The organism is Vagococcus fluvialis (assembly GCF_048815235.1).
In the GTDB taxonomy this organism is placed as follows: Bacteria; Bacillota; Bacilli; order Lactobacillales; family Vagococcaceae; genus Vagococcus.
The window spans coordinates 162,776-179,846 of record NZ_JBMEAO010000003.1; the positions used below are offsets into that span (position 1 = coordinate 162,776).

Annotated in this window: 19 protein-coding genes; 18 read left to right on the forward strand and 1 reads right to left on the reverse strand. The window is 33.4% G+C overall.

Features of this window, described 5'->3' with window-relative positions; all coding sequences use genetic code 11:
* Positions 1-110 precede the first annotated feature (110 nt).
* The 6 genes from flgM (at position 111) to ACODH8_RS03295 (ending at position 5,978) form a co-directional block, all read left to right on the forward strand.
* A complete protein-coding gene (gene flgM, locus ACODH8_RS03270) occupies positions 111-383 on the forward strand; it encodes a flagellar biosynthesis anti-sigma factor FlgM (protein WP_332466225.1) in 273 nt (90 codons plus the stop codon).
* A 6-nt stretch (positions 384-389) separates the two neighbouring features.
* Positions 390-752: a flagellar export chaperone FlgN gene (flgN, locus tag ACODH8_RS03275; protein WP_332466226.1), complete on the forward strand. Its 363-nt coding sequence runs from the start codon at positions 390-392 to the stop codon at positions 750-752.
* Between the two features lie 20 nt (positions 753-772).
* Positions 773-2,341, forward strand: a complete 1,569-nt coding sequence (gene flgK / locus ACODH8_RS03280; protein WP_332466227.1) for a flagellar hook-associated protein FlgK — start codon at positions 773-775, stop codon at positions 2,339-2,341.
* Positions 2,342-2,345: 4 nt separating this feature from the next.
* On the forward strand, positions 2,346-3,299 hold the full coding sequence (locus ACODH8_RS03285; protein ID WP_332466228.1) for a flagellin: 954 nt from the start codon (positions 2,346-2,348) through the stop codon (positions 3,297-3,299).
* 148 nt (positions 3,300-3,447) lie between these two features.
* Positions 3,448-4,644, forward strand: a complete 1,197-nt coding sequence (locus ACODH8_RS03290; RefSeq protein WP_332466229.1) for a flagellin — start codon at positions 3,448-3,450, stop codon at positions 4,642-4,644.
* 125 nt (positions 4,645-4,769) lie between these two features.
* The gene (locus tag ACODH8_RS03295; RefSeq protein ID WP_332466230.1) at positions 4,770-5,978 is read left to right on the forward strand and encodes a flagellin; all 1,209 of its coding nucleotides are present in this window, start codon (positions 4,770-4,772) and stop codon (positions 5,976-5,978) included.
* A 21-nt stretch (positions 5,979-5,999) separates the two neighbouring features.
* Here ACODH8_RS03295 and ACODH8_RS03300 read toward each other — a convergent pair whose 3' ends face one another.
* On the reverse strand, positions 6,000-6,197 hold the full coding sequence (locus ACODH8_RS03300; protein WP_332525822.1) for a hypothetical protein: 198 nt from the start codon (positions 6,195-6,197) through the stop codon (positions 6,000-6,002).
* Positions 6,198-6,366: 169 nt separating this feature from the next.
* Here ACODH8_RS03300 and ACODH8_RS03305 point away from each other — a divergent pair, with 169 nt between their 5' ends.
* The 12 genes from ACODH8_RS03305 (at position 6,367) to ACODH8_RS03360 (ending at position 17,070) form a co-directional block, all read left to right on the forward strand.
* A complete protein-coding gene (locus ACODH8_RS03305; protein WP_420517499.1) occupies positions 6,367-7,581 on the forward strand; it encodes a flagellin in 1,215 nt (404 codons plus the stop codon).
* A gap of 69 nt (positions 7,582-7,650) precedes the next feature.
* The gene (locus ACODH8_RS03310; RefSeq protein WP_332465400.1) at positions 7,651-8,034 is read left to right on the forward strand and encodes a flagellar protein FlaG; all 384 of its coding nucleotides are present in this window, start codon (positions 7,651-7,653) and stop codon (positions 8,032-8,034) included.
* Between the two features lie 4 nt (positions 8,035-8,038).
* A complete protein-coding gene (gene fliD / locus ACODH8_RS03315) occupies positions 8,039-9,538 on the forward strand; it encodes a flagellar filament capping protein FliD (RefSeq protein ID WP_332465399.1) in 1,500 nt (499 codons plus the stop codon).
* Between the two features lie 27 nt (positions 9,539-9,565).
* A complete protein-coding gene (locus ACODH8_RS03320) occupies positions 9,566-9,907 on the forward strand; it encodes a hypothetical protein (RefSeq protein WP_332465398.1) in 342 nt (113 codons plus the stop codon).
* Positions 9,908-9,932: 25 nt separating this feature from the next.
* Positions 9,933-10,298: a flagellar export chaperone FliS gene (gene fliS / locus ACODH8_RS03325; RefSeq protein ID WP_332465397.1), complete on the forward strand. Its 366-nt coding sequence runs from the start codon at positions 9,933-9,935 to the stop codon at positions 10,296-10,298.
* A 12-nt stretch (positions 10,299-10,310) separates the two neighbouring features.
* The gene (locus ACODH8_RS03330) at positions 10,311-11,093 is read left to right on the forward strand and encodes a C39 family peptidase (RefSeq protein WP_332465396.1); all 783 of its coding nucleotides are present in this window, start codon (positions 10,311-10,313) and stop codon (positions 11,091-11,093) included.
* A 78-nt stretch (positions 11,094-11,171) separates the two neighbouring features.
* Entirely contained in the window at positions 11,172-11,663 is a 492-nt protein-coding gene (locus ACODH8_RS03335; protein WP_332465395.1) for a hypothetical protein, read from the forward strand.
* A gap of 69 nt (positions 11,664-11,732) precedes the next feature.
* A complete protein-coding gene (locus ACODH8_RS03340; protein ID WP_332465394.1) occupies positions 11,733-12,638 on the forward strand; it encodes an RluA family pseudouridine synthase in 906 nt (301 codons plus the stop codon).
* A 215-nt stretch (positions 12,639-12,853) separates the two neighbouring features.
* Positions 12,854-13,393 carry a bifunctional pyr operon transcriptional regulator/uracil phosphoribosyltransferase PyrR gene (gene pyrR, locus ACODH8_RS03345; RefSeq protein WP_332465393.1) on the forward strand — a complete coding sequence of 180 codons (540 nt, stop codon included), beginning with the start codon at positions 12,854-12,856 and terminating at the stop codon, positions 13,391-13,393.
* Between the two features lie 140 nt (positions 13,394-13,533).
* The gene (uraA, locus tag ACODH8_RS03350; protein WP_332465392.1) at positions 13,534-14,826 is read left to right on the forward strand and encodes a uracil permease; all 1,293 of its coding nucleotides are present in this window, start codon (positions 13,534-13,536) and stop codon (positions 14,824-14,826) included.
* A gap of 26 nt (positions 14,827-14,852) precedes the next feature.
* A complete protein-coding gene (locus ACODH8_RS03355) occupies positions 14,853-15,779 on the forward strand; it encodes an aspartate carbamoyltransferase catalytic subunit (protein WP_332465391.1) in 927 nt (308 codons plus the stop codon).
* A 10-nt stretch (positions 15,780-15,789) separates the two neighbouring features.
* The gene (locus ACODH8_RS03360; protein WP_332465390.1) at positions 15,790-17,070 is read left to right on the forward strand and encodes a dihydroorotase; all 1,281 of its coding nucleotides are present in this window, start codon (positions 15,790-15,792) and stop codon (positions 17,068-17,070) included.
* Position 17,071: the final 1 nt, after the last annotated feature.

Consider the following 17,071-nt stretch of genomic DNA (forward strand, 5'->3'; position numbering starts at 1 on the left):
TGACTTATTCTTTTTTTTAGATTTAGTATTAACATTTTGAGTTAGATGCCGATAAAGAATATGTATAGACGTAGATGCTTAGAAAAACATCTGTAGAAGGAGACATTAATATGAAAATAAATAATCAATATTCATCTTATCGTGAGGCATATAGCTCACAAGTTAATTCAGAATCTGTAGGAAAAGAATCAGTAACACCTAAAAAAGAATCAGTAGAAATTGATATCTCTACAGCAAGTAAACAAATTCGTTTAGGTGAACAAGTAGAAGATAAAGAGCACGCAAAAAAAATATCTGACATAAAAAAAGCAATTAATGACGGAACTTATAGTGTTTCTTCAAAGGAACTTGCTGATAAAATGTTTGATCAATTAAAAGGATAAAAAAATATGGAATCTACAAGACAATTGACACAAGTTTTTAAACAACTTTTACGTTTACTAAAAAAAGAAAATAAAGCTTTGATTAATAATGATGGGGCTCAAATTGAAAAAATTGTTAAACAAAAAGAACAACTAATAGATTCATTGAGTCAAATAAAACGACCATTATTAGACAATGAATTAAAGTTAGCCAATGAAATTAAACAATTACAAGATGACAATCTATTATTAACACGTCAAGCCATGACATTTAACAATAACTTTTTGCAACTTGTAGGTGAAAGTGCAAAAAAAGTAAACGCAACTTATTCAAAAAAAGGAAGTCTTTCTACTCAGGAAGATGTTAGTTTTGTTAATCATTCAATGTAAATAATTTTAGGAGGCTTTCGATGACTGGTTTATTCGGAACAATGGGAACCGCATCTAGTGGGATGAATACCCAACAGACAGCATTAGAAACATCATCACACAATATTGCAAATGCAAACACACCTGGTTATTCAAGACAAAGAGCAGAAATGCAAGCTAATACTCCGTATAACTATACAGGTATTGGTCAAATTGGAACAGGGTCTAAAGTCACATCAATAACAAGAGCATCTGATCAATTTGTTCTTGCAAGTATTAGAAAAGAAAATGCTGTTTACAATCAATATAAATACAAAGCAGATGTTTTGAATAAAATGGAAGTTATTTTTAACGAAACTCCAGGGCAGACAAGTTTGTCGGATGATTTGAATGCGTACTTTGATGCTTGGGGTCAATTAGCAAACAATCCAGACTCTAATACAGCTAAAACAGTAGTTGTGGAGAATGGAAATGCGCTAGTAGATGATATGAATCATATTGCTAAAGAGTTAGATGCTTTGCAAAATGAAACAGTCTCTATTTTAGAAAAAACAGTTATGGATTTTAACAGTAAGTTAGAAGAATTAAATGAATTAAACCAACAAATTTTTAAAGCGTCTCAAGATGGCGGTGTCCCCAATGATTTATTAGACAGACGAGATATGTTATTAGAAGACTTATCAAGTTTTGGTAATATCGAAACTCAGTTTGACGAGTATGGTCGTGCAACTGTTAGCTTAGGTGGAGAAACTTTAGTTGGTCCAGGACAAGAAATGAAACAAATTAGTGTAGTTGTTGGAACGGATGAAAATGGCAATCCTATTGTTTCTGATGGTGGCGATCTGACTAGTGATAACATTACCTTAGAAAATGGCGAAAGTTATCCAGTAGGGCAACTTCTTATCTCTAATCCCAAAGATACTCCTCCAACTTATGCTCCTGTTGAAGTAGAAAGTGGAGCTGCCAAAGGTCTTCAAGAAGGTCTTGTCGAAATTGATAAACGAACACAAGAATTTAATGAGTTTGTTTATAATTTTGCTATGGCTGTTAACACTGTTCATTCAGATGGTGGAAAAGGAATTGATTTTTTTACTTTTGACAATCCTGATGATCCTAACTTTGCTAAAAATATTAAAGTAAATGAAGAAATCAGAAATAATCATTCTTTAGTTAATGCTGGTAAAGAAGTCGGTGGAGTAGATGAGAACGGTAATTACTTGCCAGGTTCAGGACCTTCTGGAGACGGTTCTCGTGCTCAGGCTATGTCAAAACTTGCTGATACAAGATTAACCTATCCATATTCAGATTTTGAATACGATGAAGATTCAATGACAATTGTGAATCAACCTGGTGGATCAACGCCCCTTGATGCGTATAAAGATATTGTCACTAAAAATGGTATTGCTAAACAGCAAGCTGATAATAAAGTAACGTCACAAGAGTTTTTATTGTACCAATTAGAAGATAGAAAATATGCAGTGTCTGGTGTAAATATTAATGAAGAAATCACTGATGTCATGAGATTCCAAAGAGCGTTCCAAGCAAACGCAAGAGTGATTTCCGTTGTTTCTGATTTACTAGACACACTAATCAATAGAACAGGAGTATAGTTAAATGAGAGTATCTGATGCTAATATGCACGCTTCTTTTCAAAGAAACGTCAATAATAACATGAAACAACTAAATAAATACTCGTACCAATTAGGAACATTTACAGAAATTAGTCGTTCATCAGACAATCCATTGGCTTTTTCTAAGATATTAGGAATGAATCAATCTATTGTGAAAAATGAAGGATACAATAAAACAATCAATGAATCAATTTCTTGGACTAACACGCAAGATGTAGCATTAGACTCTGCAACACAATCAATGCACAGAATTAGAGATTTAATGATTGCTAGTGCGAATGATACAGTTGGTCCAGAAGAAATGGAAATTAACAAACAAGAGATGATTGGTGAAATTGAGAATATTGTTGATTCTTTAAATGCCACTTATGATGGTCGTTATGTTTTTGGAGGTCAAAACACTGACATTCCACCTTTTGAAATTGTTAAAGCTGAAAATGGTGATATTGAGGCGATTAAGTATCATGGAACTCCAGATAACTTACCTAGAGAAATTTCAAATGGTGTCAATGTTAGTCTAACAACAGATGGAACTATTTTTCTGAATAGTTCAGTCGATGCAGATGGCAATCCAGATGATGCTAACAACTTTATTAAAGACTTAATGACAGCAATGAATGAAAATGATAAAGAAGCCTTATCAGGAACTGCTGCAACTGGAGATCAAGAAGCGACTGGTCTTTTAACTCGCATGGATAGTCATATTAATAATATGGTTGATACTAGAGCGAAAATTGGTGTGACTTCAAATCGTTTGGAAGCAGTTAAAGAAAGAAATGAAGCAGAAAATCTTCAATTAAAAGAAGATCTTTCTGAATTACAAGATATTGATGTGGCTGAAAAGTATATTGAATTTAGTAATCAAATGTTATCTTATCAAGCATCTTTGTCTGTAGGAACAAAATTATTACAAACAAGTATTTTAGATTATATTTAAGTAAAAGGATAAGACTCTAATTGGGTTTTATCCTTTTTTATTTTTAAAATTAATAATTTTTTAACAATTCACCTTAATTTGTTTAAATTATATCCGATAAATATAATGTGGAGGGAAACCTTTCAAATAAAAAAATGGAGGCTACACTATGAGAATTAATACAAACGTACCAGCATTAAACACTTACTCAAGATTAACATCAGCAAACAATGCTAAATCGGATTCATTAGCAAAACTATCTTCAGGATTACGTATCAACCGCGCAGGAGATGACGCTGCAGGTCTTGCTATTTCAGAAAAAATGAAAGGCCAAATTGGTGGTCTTAAGCAAGCGACACGTAATGCTCAAGATGGTATTTCTTTAATCCAAACAGCAGAAGGTGCTTTAAACGAAACTCAAGATATCGTCAACCGTATGCGTGATTTAGCTACTCAGGGGGCTAATGATACATTAAGTAATGATGATCGTGCAGAAATCAACAAAGAATTTAACTCATTAAAAGAGGAAATCAACCGTATTTCTCAAACAACTAACTACAATGGTAAAACATTATTAGATGGTGAATATGATTCAAGTTCAAAAGCAGTTACAGAGCATAATGGCGATATCGATATGTACATGACTGTTAATTATACTGATAAATCATTAAATGGCGAATTTGAAATTTCATATGGTCGTACAGATGGAGAAGCAAAAGTGGAATTAAGTGGTACAGGAGCCGCAGACTATACACTAATTAATAATAATGATGGAACTTATAATGTTTATAAAACTACTGATATAACAGTGGTAGTAGATGAGAACGATGATCCAACTGGTGAGTTAATTGTCAATAAAGGTGCACAATCAGCAGCTACAGTAAAATTAACAACAGAAGGTCGCTATGGAGAAGATAATGTAGACGCAGCAACAACTTCTCATAAAACAACTTTTGATAACAGTAATGATAAAAAAGGATTAAATTTCCATGTTGGAGCTAATACAAGTGATGTTATCAATGTTGAACTTGGAACAACTAATACAACAACTTTAGATATTGAAAGATTACAATTAACTGATAGAGAAGCTTCAGAAGCTGCTATTTCTCAATTAGATGTAGCCTCTTCTAAAATCTCAAGCACTCGTTCTGATTTAGGTGCAGCACAAAACAGATTACAACACACAATCAATAACTTATCTGTAGCTCAAGAAAACTTAACAGAGGCTAACTCACGTATTAGAGACGTAGATATGGCTGAAGAAATGATGAGCTTTACAAAGAATAATATTCTTTCTCAAGCAGCTACATCAATGTTATCTCAAGCTAACGCAATGCCACAAAGTGTATTATCATTATTACAATAATCAAAATAAAAAATCGATCCTTATGGGTCGATTTTTTTATTAAAAGACTTAACAAGTAAAAAAAACAACCGATAAATATAATGTAGAGGGAAACCTCAGTAAAATAAAAATTTGGAGGCTACATTATGAGAATTAATACAAATGTACCAGCGTTAAACACTTACTCAAGATTAACATCAGCAAACAATGCTAAATCGGATTCATTAGCAAAATTATCTTCAGGATTACGTATCAACCGTGCAGGAGATGACGCTGCAGGTCTTGCTATTTCAGAAAAAATGAAAGGCCAAATCGGTGGTCTTAAGCAAGCGACACGTAATGCTCAAGATGGTATTTCTTTAATCCAAACAGCAGAAGGTGCTTTAAACGAAACTCAAGACATCGTTAACCGTATGCGTGATTTAGCTACTCAAGGGGCTAACGATACCTTAAGCAATGATGACCGTGCTGAAATTAACAAAGAGTTTAATGCCTTAAAAGAAGAAGTTGACCGTATTTCTCAAACAACAAACTATAATGGTAAAACATTATTAGATGGTGAATTCGATTCATCAACTGTTGGTGGAGATATGACGAAAACAAATAATGTTGATATGTACATGACAGTAAATATCACTGATAAAAAGTTTGAGGGAACAGTTGATTTAACTTATACTCGAGATGAAAACGGTAAACCAGGAGTTACTGGTGGAAGCGGCATGAGAACAGTTGATAATAACGATGGAACTTTCAGTATTTATAAAGATAGTGATTTTGCTTCTTCAGATCCAGATGCTAAATTAAATGATGGTGCTAAATCTATTGGAACAGTAAAATTAACAACTGAAGGACGCTATGGTGAAGGCTCATTAGGGATGAAAGATGATAGTGGTACACAAGTTATCGATACAGATACAGCTGCTACATTTAAGCAAATATTTGCAGAAAAAGATATCGCAAAAACAGGATTAAACTTCCATGTTGGAGCAAATACAAGTGATGTTATCAATGTTGAACTTGGAACAACTAATTCAAAATCATTAGGAATTGATGTATTAGATTTATCTGATAGAGAGTCAGCAGAAATGGCTATTGGTCAATTAGACTTAGCTTCATCAAAAATCTCAAGTACTCGTTCAGACTTAGGTGCAGCACAAAACAGATTACAACACACAATCAACAACTTATCTGTAGCTCAAGAAAACTTAACTGAAGCAAACTCACGTATTAGAGACGTAGATATGGCTGAAGAAATGATGAGCTTTACGAAGAATAACATTCTTTCTCAAGCAGCTACATCAATGTTATCTCAAGCTAACGCAATGCCACAAAGTGTATTATCACTTTTACAATAATAAAAATAAAAAAATCGATCCTTATGGGGTCGATTTTTTTTCTGGTGTTAAATTAACTTTAGGGCCACCTATTTCTTCTTTAATTATATTATTTTCTTTTTTAGGTAATAATAAAAAGAAAATAATAATAAGAATTATAATACCACTTATTTTTTTTATTCTATCTGTTTCGAAAAATAGTGATATGGTGTTCTTTAAATTTCGTAGTTTATTTTTCATAAAGTAATCTCCTTATCTAGTTATTTTAACATAGGTTTTTTATTATAATTTTACTAAAAATAAAAATTTTAAATTTTTTTAATAAAAATAGTTAACAAGTAAAAAAAAACAACCGATAAATATAATGTAGAGGGAAACCTCAGTAAAATAAAAATTTGGAGGCTACATTATGAGAATTAATACAAACGTACCAGCATTAAACACTTATTCAAGATTAACATCAGCAAACAATGCTAAGTCGGATTCATTAGCAAAACTATCTTCAGGATTACGTATCAACCGTGCAGGAGATGACGCTGCAGGTCTTGCTATTTCTGAAAAAATGAAAGGCCAAATCGGTGGTCTTAAGCAAGCAACACGTAATGCTCAAGATGGTATTTCTTTAATCCAAACAGCAGAGGGCGCTTTAAACGAAACTCAAGACATCGTAAACCGTATGCGTGATTTAGCCACTCAGGGAGCTAATGATACATTAAGTAACGATGATCGTGCAGAAATTAATAAAGAATTCAATGCTTTAAAAGAAGAAGTTGACCGTATTTCTCAAACAACAAACTATAATGGTAAAACATTATTAGATGGTGAATTCGATTCATCAACTGTTGGTGGAGATATGACAAAAACAAATAATGTTGATATGTACATGACAGTAAATATCACTGATAAAAAGTTTGAAGGTAACATTGATTTAGTTTATACAAATGATGGTAATGGAAAAGTTGGTGTACAGGGATCAGCTACTTCAGATGTTAAAACTGTTGATAATAACGATGGTACATTTTCTATTTATCATAAAGATCAATATGATGATTTTGATGCAGGAACACTTAAGGCTGATGCTAAATCATCAGGAACAGTGAAGCTAACAACAGAAGGTCGTTATGGTAAAGAAGAGATTGGTTATAAAACTGCAGCTGATGGCACGCAGTCTGCTGATGCGACATCCACAGCTACATTTAATCAAACATTTGGACAAAAAGATATCGCTAAAACAGGTTTAAACTTCCATGTTGGAGCTAATACAAGTGATGTTATTAATGTTGAACTTGGAACAACTAATTCAAAATCATTAGGAATTGATGTATTAGATTTATCTGATAGAGAATCTTCAGAAATGGCTATCGGTCAATTAGACTTAGCATCTTCAAAAATCTCAAGCACTCGTTCTGACTTAGGGGCAGCACAAAATAGATTACAACACACAATCAATAACTTATCTGTAGCTCAAGAAAACTTAACAGAAGCTAACTCACGTATTAGAGACGTAGACATGGCTGAAGAAATGATGAGCTTTACTAAGAATAATATTCTTTCTCAAGCTGCTACATCAATGTTATCTCAAGCTAATGCAATGCCACAAAGTGTTTTATCATTATTACAATAATAATTTTAAGCCGACTATTAACTGGTCGGCTTTTGTTAAACAAGTAATTAATTGAGGAGGCAAATCAAAATGGAAGTAAATCCTATAAATTGGTTAGATTCTCGTAGTGTGGTTGAAAAAGTAGAACAAACAAATAGTATTTCAAGTGAATTATCAAGTATGCATCAGAATGATTTTTATAAAAAAAATAAAAATAAAAAACATAAATACGTTCATGAGCCTAAGTATTCTGAAAAAACTCTTATGGAAATAATAGAAAAAACTAATCGACATTTTAATGAAAATAATGTTAAAATGAAACTTGAGATTCATAAGTTAACTAATAGATTGGTTATTAGACTAATTGATACAAAAAGTAATGAAGTGATTAAAGATATAAATTCTGAAGAAGTTTTTGATGAAATTGTCTCCAATTGGGGACTTATTGGGAATTTAATAGATATGGAAGGATGAGTAGATGCCAATCGTTACAAGTGATACAGGAATTAGTTCAACATTGGGGAGTTATTCAGGAATTACTTCTCAAGAAATTGATCAACTAATTGAGGCGGAATCAACCCCCTTAATAAGGATGAATAACCAGAAGTCTTTATTACTTGAGCAACAAAATGCATGGAAAGATGTTCGTTTAAGGTTGAATACTTTTTCTAAAAATGTAGAGACTTTACAAAAAAATGAAACATGGAATTCAAAAATTGCTACTAGTTCAAAACCAGATAAAGTAACTATCACTGGTACTGATAAGGCAATGGAAGACACTTATGATGTGACTGTAGAACAACTTGCTACTCCTTCAAAACAAGTATCTGGTGATATAGAAAAACTTGAAGATAAAACTATTTATGATGAGTTAGGAACTTCTGGTACTTTTGAATTTGCTGCAAAAGATGAAGAAAAAGATCCAATAATTATTGAAATTGAAGAAACAGATAGTTTAAAAGATATTTCAAATAAAATTAATGCTGAATCAAAAGAAACTGGAGTTAAAGCGACCATTGTTAATGGCCATTTGGTTATTAGTAATGTAGAAACTGGTGATTCTGAATTAAACATGACAGGATCTACAGAACTGTTAAATGATTTAGGATTAAATCCTGATTCAGAAACCAATAAACCAACCTATACGCAAGGTCAAAATGCTTTGTTTACAGTTGATGGAATGAAAATTGAACGCCCGTCAAATACTGTAAGTGATGTAATTGAAGGAGTTACGTTTCATTTACACGGTGAAACAGAAGAGCCAGCACGTGTAGGGCTAGTTCGTGACTTAGATAAACCACTAGAGGCTGTAAACTCATTTGTAGAGCAATATAATTCATTAATGGATTTTATAAATGAAAAATCAGAAGTTGGAGATCCTAGTAAAAAAGATAACAAACAAGGTCCTCTAGCAGGAGATAGTACAGCTCGCCGTTTACAGACAGATTTAAAACTTCTAGTAACAGGAATGCCAGACGCTAATCCTCATACTACCTATAAATACCCGGCTGATGTCGGATTGTCAGTTGACAAAAATGGTTATCTAAAGCTAGATGAGCAAGTATTTAAGGATTGCTTAAAAGATGACCCTCAAAATGTTCAAAACTTTTTTATTGCGACAGAAAAAATAGTTGTTGATAAAAAAGATGAACTTGGTAACATCATGGAAGATGAAGAAGGTAACCCAATAAAAGAAACTCAAACAAAAGAGTATGGGTATACTGTCAAAATCAATGAATTGATGAACTCATACTTAAAAGATGAAGCTGGAAAGAAAAGTATTTATACAACGAAGGAAGAATCTTTTGAGAGAAGCATCAAGGAGTTAGATGACAGAATTGATCGTTTTAGCGAGAAGCTTGATAAAAAAAGAGCTTATTATGTTCGAACTTTTTCGAGATTAGACCAAGCTATGATGCAAGCCGATCAACAAATGGCATTCTTAGTGACACAAATGGATGCATTAAATACGAAGTAATAATCTTACTTTTTAGGAGGAACTTTTTTGACAACTACATCTCAAGACTCACAATTAATTATTGAGAAAATGTTCATTAATAGTAGGAAATGGTATTTAGGTTTGGAACTTGAAAAATCGATAGAGATTCTAGAATCTCATACAGAATTAATGACACACTACCAAGAATTACCCACACATTATTTTACAAAAAAGGAGATTGAACAACTTCAACAATTATCAGGTAATATCAAAGAGTTGATGAGCTACTTAGATGTTGAAAGAAAAGACCTCTTTGAAAAAATTAGTATGATGAATGATTCGGAAAAAATAGCGACACAATATATTAAACAATTTTCAGATTCTTATTTTGTAGACAAAGATTTTTAAAAACAGAAATAGCAAGGAGTTAATTATGACATATACAAATAAAGGGAATACAGCTTACTTAAACAATCAAGTATTGTCTGCTTCTCCAAAAAAATTAATAGAGATATTATTTGAAGCTGGCATTAAACATTCAAAAATGGCTATTTACCAATTAGAACAAGGAAATTTACAAGAGGTAAATACACAATTAGTCAAAGTACAAAATATTATTTTAGAGTTGAAATACTCTGTTCAACCAATGGATGATAGTGACATTCCAGATCAATTGATTTCTTTATATGATTTTATGTATGGAAAATTACTCCAAGCTAATGTTGAGAAAGAAAAAGAATCTATTGTGTTGGTACAAAAGATGTTAGAAGAGTTGTTAGAAACCTGGGCACAACTGTGAGGTTTGAGTTAAATGAAAAAATTCAGTAAGGGGTTTTTATTAGTACTGTTAATTGCTACGGTTGTTTTCGGAACAAAAGTAGTGATAGAAATGGCGATTACCAATCGCAAAGCTGCGTTAGATACGAATCGAACGCAGTTAACCAAAAAAACTGATTTATTGGCTGGTTACACAGAAGCTTCAGATGAAGAAGATTTTCAAGCAACGAGCTATCAACTGCCAGTGCCATTAATTAATCAACTAGCTGACCCTCAACTTGAATACGGGTGTGAGGTGACTGCTTTAAGTATGGTACTTCAATATTACCATTTAGATTATACTAAAAATGACTTGGCAGAAAAAATAACTAAAGAGCCATACAATGACAAAGAAGGGGTATTTGGAGATCCCGATATTGGATTTGTAGGAGATATGACTGGTAAAAAATCAGGCATGTCAGTTAATGTTAAACCGATAGTTGAATTAGCTGAAAAACTTGTCCCATCACCCTATGAAGTTGTTAACAGCACAGGAAGTAGCATCGATGACCTATTAGATGTGGTTCAAGATGGAAATCCAGTTTGGGTGATAGTCACAACGGATTTTAAAACACCAAAACAAGAGGATTTTATTGATTGGCCAACAAGAAATGGTAATAAAAAAGTGTTACCTAAACATCATGCTGCTGTTATTTCAGGTTTTACAGAAACAGAAGTAATCTTAAATGACCCATACGGAAAAGTTCAAAAAATAGAAAGAAAACAATTTAGTGACCTTTTTGAAGCTATGGGCCAACAGAGTTTTTATATAAAGTAGCTAATTAGAGACGTCTAATTAGCTTTTTTTGACTAAATATTTGTTACATTTGATTTTAGTAAGGAAGAAGGAAATGTTTTGAAAGTTTTAGAACAGGAAGTAGAAACACAAATATTACAAGGAGTCTCAATTAAGCATTCTCTCCAAGAAGATAATAAGTACCGAATAACTGAAAAAATAATGAAGCAATTTATTACAAACGGATACAACAAAGTATATGTTGTTCAACAATATCCAGATAATTTTATTCAATCCAGTGAAGTGATATCTTTTATTGGTGTGGAATCAGATGACTCTAAACAATGTGATCTTATTAATCAAGAAATAGAGTTGCCTATGACAAGCTATGTATCTACCACTTTTGAGCCGTCGAAAACAGATATTGACCACGCGTATCAAACCGTTTATCAAGAATTAGTTAAACAAAAAATTAATGTACTAAGTAATTATGATGTGGAATTGGTTGACCATAATAATAATATGACAAACATTATGATTCCAAAAGAAGAAAAGCATATTCAAAATACTAATTATTTTACCTTTGAAGAATACTTAGAATTAAATTGGTAAAAATTAATAGCATCATTTCCATTGATTTTATGATAAAATAGATAAGAATTTACACAAAGGAGCGTATCAATGGAAATATTAAAATATACAATTGAATCTGAAAAGGGACGTTTGGATAAAGTCCTTGTTGAGGCTTTTCCTCAATTCTCACGATCTCAAATTCAATCTTGGTTAAAAGATGACCGCGTAACAGTTAATGGTGAAACAAGTCGAGCGAATTATAAAGTAAAAGAAGCTGACGAGATTATTATTAATCGTCCAGCACCACAAGTAATCGAAGCAAAACCACAAGATATTCCTTTAGAAATCATTTATGAAGACGATTCAGTCATGGTTATCAACAAACCACAAGGAATGGTAGTACATCCTTCAGCGGGACATCCTGATGGTACTTTGGTTAATGCATTAATGTTTCATAGTGATCGATTATCAACTATTAATGATGTGATTCGTCCAGGGATTGTTCACAGAATTGATAAAGATACGTCAGGGCTATTAATGGTAGCAAAAAATGATGTGGCTCATGAGTACTTGGCAGAACAATTAAAAGAGAAAAAAGCCTTAAGAAAATATGTTGCTTTAGTTCATGGGGAAATCCCACATGAAAAAGGAACTATTACAGCACCTATTGGTAGAAGTAAAGATAACCGCCAAAAACAAGCCGTTGTAGCTGAAGGAAAACCAGCTGTTACTCACTTTACTGTCTTAGAGCGTTTTGAAGACTTTACTTTAGTTGAATGTCAACTTGAAACAGGACGTACTCATCAAATTCGTGTTCATATGGATTATATAGGATATCCAATTGCGGGTGATCCATTCTACGGTCCTAGGAAAACATTAGAAGGCCCTGGTCAGTTTTTACATGCTAAAACACTTGGTTTTAAACACCCAGTAACTCATGAAGAAATGACTTTTAGTTCAGACATACCAACAATTTTTGAAGAAACATTAGAAAACTTGAGACAAAATCGTTGATTTTTAAATTTCTTTAGGTTATGATAAGTCCAACAAATAAATAGAAGTCCTTTAAGAGTAGTCCTGTGAGGCTAAGAAGGAATCCGTTGAATGTTTCAGCATAATGGGTGGATTGTATCCATCAGATGCGAAAGATGATTTTTTAACGTAACCAATTCCTCTTATCTCTTTATGGATAAGAGTTTTTTTATGGACTTTTTTAGGAGGAACCCTTAATGAGCGAAAAAGAGATTGTTGACAAAATGACAATGAACAGAGCCTTAACACGTATCACTTATGAAATTATTGAAAGACATAAAGGTATTGAGGATATTGTTCTAATCGGTATTAAGACTAGAGGGATTTATCTAGCGAACCGAATTGCTGAAAGATTGAAACAATTAGAAGGTATTGAGGTTCCTGTGGGAGAAATTGATATTACACTTTACCGTGATGACAAACATCAAATTAGTAATGACGAGCCAACAATTAACGCTTCAGATGTGCCGTTTTCAATTGAAAACAAAGAAGTTATTTTAGTAGACGATGTGATTTTTACAGGTCGAACTATTCGCGCAGCACTTGATGCAACAATGGATTTGGGTCGACCAGATAAAATCTCATTAGCAGTTTTAGTAGATCGTGGTCATAGAGAGTTACCTATTAGAGCCGATTATGTAGGTAAAAACATTCCCACTTCTAAATCAGAACAAATTGAAGTGTCTGTTGAAGAAGTAGATGGCAAAGATGGTATTTTAATCAAAAAAGATAATTAAATAAAGCTTTTTAATCAAGTACAGAGAGACTAGGAAGAGCGTTTTAGACAAATACAGGATTTAGTGTATCCATCTGTCTATTTTCGTGTACCTCGTTTCGAACTTGAAACGAGGTTTTTTTATTGAAAAGGGGAAGAAAAATGAGTCAAGAATTTAGAAATGAAGATGTGGTATTAGATATTCAAGATAAGCCTAGTGGGGTGAAATGGTTAGGTCTGAGTTTGCAACATTTGTTTACCATGTTTGGAGCAACAGTATTAGTTCCTATCTTAGTAGGAATTAACCCAGGAATTGCTCTTTTCAGTTCAGGTTTAGGAACTTTGGTTTACTTATTCGTCACAAAAGGAAAGATTCCAGCTTACTTGGGAAGTAGCTTTGCCTTTATCGCAGCAATGAAAATGTTAATGGACGGAGCAGGTTATCCGGCAATTGCACTAGGTGCAGTTACAACAGGAGCGGTGTACTTGATTGTTTCATTAATTGTAAAAAAATCAGGTTCAGCTTGGTTAGATAAAATTTTACCGCCAATCGTTGTTGGACCAGTTGTTATGGTAATCGGTTTAGGGCTTGCTAGTACAGCAGCCAACCAAGCTATGTTTGAAAATCTTGGAACACCAGAACAAATTTATAACGTTAAATACATAGCAGTTGCACTTATTACATTAGTACTAACTCTAATCTTCAACATGTATCTAAAAGGTTTCATGGGCTTAATTCCAATCCTTTTAGGAATCGTGTGTGGCTACATTGTAGCTTTACTCTTTGGAATTGTGGATATTGAACCAATTAAAGAAGCAGCTTGGTTTGCAATGCCAAACTTCCAAGTACCTTTTGTAACGTATACACCTAAGTTTTACTTAACAGCCATCTTAACTATGGCACCAATTGCTTTTGTTACAATGACCGAACACATCGGTCACTTAATGGTTTTAAATAAATTAACGAAAAGAAATTTTTATGAAAACCCAGGCTTACACAAAACACTTATGGGAGACGGATTAGCACAAATCGTAGCAGGTTTTGTAGGGGGACCTCCTGTAACAAGTTATGGAGAAAACATCGGTGTTTTAGCAATCACAAGAGTTCATAGTGTGTTCGTCATCGGAGGAGCAGCAGTTCTTGCGATGGTTCTAGCCTTCGTTGGTAAATTAACAGCAGTTATCCAAAGTATTCCTGGGCCAGTTATTGGTGGAATTAGTTTTATCTTGTTTGGAGTAATTGCCTCAAGTGGCTTAAAAATCTTAATTGATAACAAAATTGATTTTAACTTAAAACGTAACTTATTAATCGCATCAGTCATCTTAGTAGTAGGAATCGGTGGATTAACATTTGAAGCAGGTCCAGTCGCTCTATCAGGAATGGCACTAGCAACATTATTTGGAATTATCTTAAATCTAGTTTTACCACAACAAGCAAAAAGTGAAGTAGAGTAAGCCAACAAGTCTTAGGAGGAACAAGGATGATTATTACATCAGAAAGAATCAGTTTAAAACATCTTTTAACAGCAGAATCTTTAAGTGATCAAGAAGTAATGGGGTTAATCGAAAGAGCCCAAGCCTTTAAAAGAGGAGAAAAAGCTGAATTACAAGATCAACAGTTTTTTACAGCAAACTTATTTTTTGAAAACAGTACCCGAACGCATAAAAGTTTTGAAGTAGCAGAGAAAAAACTTGGTATAGATGTAATAGAATTCGATGCCAAAACGAGTTCAGTTTCTAAAGGGGAATCTTTATACGACACGGTGCTGACAATGTCGGCAATCGGTGTGCATGCATGTGTTATCAGACATTGGGAAGAAGATTACTACAATGAACTGATTCAAAGTAAGACAATTACAACCTCAATTATTAATGGAGGAGATGGTAGTGGTAATCATCCAACGCAATGTTTACTCGATTTACTGACAATATACGAAGAGTTTGGTCGCTTTGAGAACTTGGATATTGCGATTTGTGGGGACTTAACTCATTCCCGTGTAGCAAATTCAAATATGAAAATGCTTAAACGTTTAGGAGCTAACCTTTATTTTTGCGGACCAGAAGCATGGTATAACAAAAAATACGAAGCCTACGGAACATTTATGCCAATCGATGAAGTAGTGAATAAAGTAGATGTTATGATGATGTTAAGAGTACAACATGAGCGTCATGAAGATAACAGTGAATTTTCTAAAGAAAACTACCATCAAGAGTATGGCTTAACAAATGAGAGAGCAACTAAAATGAAAGACAAAGCAATCATCATGCATCCAGCTCCAGTGAATAGAGATGTGGAGTTAGCAGATGAGTTGGTAGAATCATATCAATCAAGAATTACTCAACAAATGACAAATGGAGTCTTCATGAGAATGGCGATTTTAGAAGCCATCTTACATGGGAAAGCATAGGAGGATATCAATGAAAACTTTAATTAAAAACGGTTATATCGTTACTAAAGACAACGAACTGAATCAAGTAGACGTTTGGATAGAACAAGGAAAAATCAAGGGTATCGGCCAGTTTGAAAAAGAAAACATTGAATTTGAACAAGTTATCGATGCTAAAAAAGGACTTATCACACCAGGATTTGTTGATGTCCACGTTCACTTTAGAGAGCCAGGGTTTGAGTATAAAGAAACAATCGAAACTGGAAGTGCTTCAGCAGCAAGAGGTGGTTTTACAACAGTTTGCGCTATGCCAAATTTAAAACCAGTTCCTGATAATAAAGAAACACTTGAAATGATTAATAACAAAATTAAATCTGATAGCAAAATCAAAATATTGCAATATGCTTCAATTACAAAAGACTTAAATTCAGAGGAACTAGTTGATTTCAAAGCACTAAAAGAAGCAAAAGCATTTGCCTTTACAAATGATGGTGTGGGAGTTCAAACAGCAGGCACCATGTACTTAGCTATGCAAGAAGCAGCTAAACTTGATATGGCCATTGTGGCTCATACTGAGGATGAATCTCTCTTGTTTGGTGGAGTTATGCATAAAGGAGAGATTTCTGAAAAATTAGGTCTACCAGGAATCATGAGCGCAACTGAATCTTCTCAAATCGCTAGAGATGTTTTACTCGCTCAAGAAACTGGCGTTCACTATCACGTCTGTCATGTATCAACAAAAGAAAGTGTTGAAGTCATTAGACAGGCTAAGAAACACGGTATTCACGTAACTTGCGAAGTTTGTCCACATCATTTGATTATGACAGATAATGACATCACACTTGATCATGGGAATTTCAAAATGAATCCACCACTAAGAGCTAATGAAGATCAACAAGCTTTAATTAACGGCTTACTAGATGGAACAATAGATTGTATCGCAACAGATCACGCACCACATAGTTGTTGCGAAAAAAATCAAAGTATGATTGATTCACCATTTGGAATCGTCGGAAGTGAAACAGCCTTTAAATTAATGTACACGCATTTTGTTGAAACAGGAAGATTTACATTAGAACAAGTAGTTTATTGGATGAGTGAAGCACCATCAAGAATCTTCAAACTTGATACAGGTACATTGAATATTGGTTCAGCAGCAGACATTGCGATTTTTGACTTAGAAACAGAAACAACCATTGAGGATGATTTTTTATCAAAATCAAGTAATACACCATTTATTGGTGACAAAGTAAAAGGTGATACATTATATACACTAGTTGATGGAAACCTAGTTTGGCATAAGGGAGAGTAAA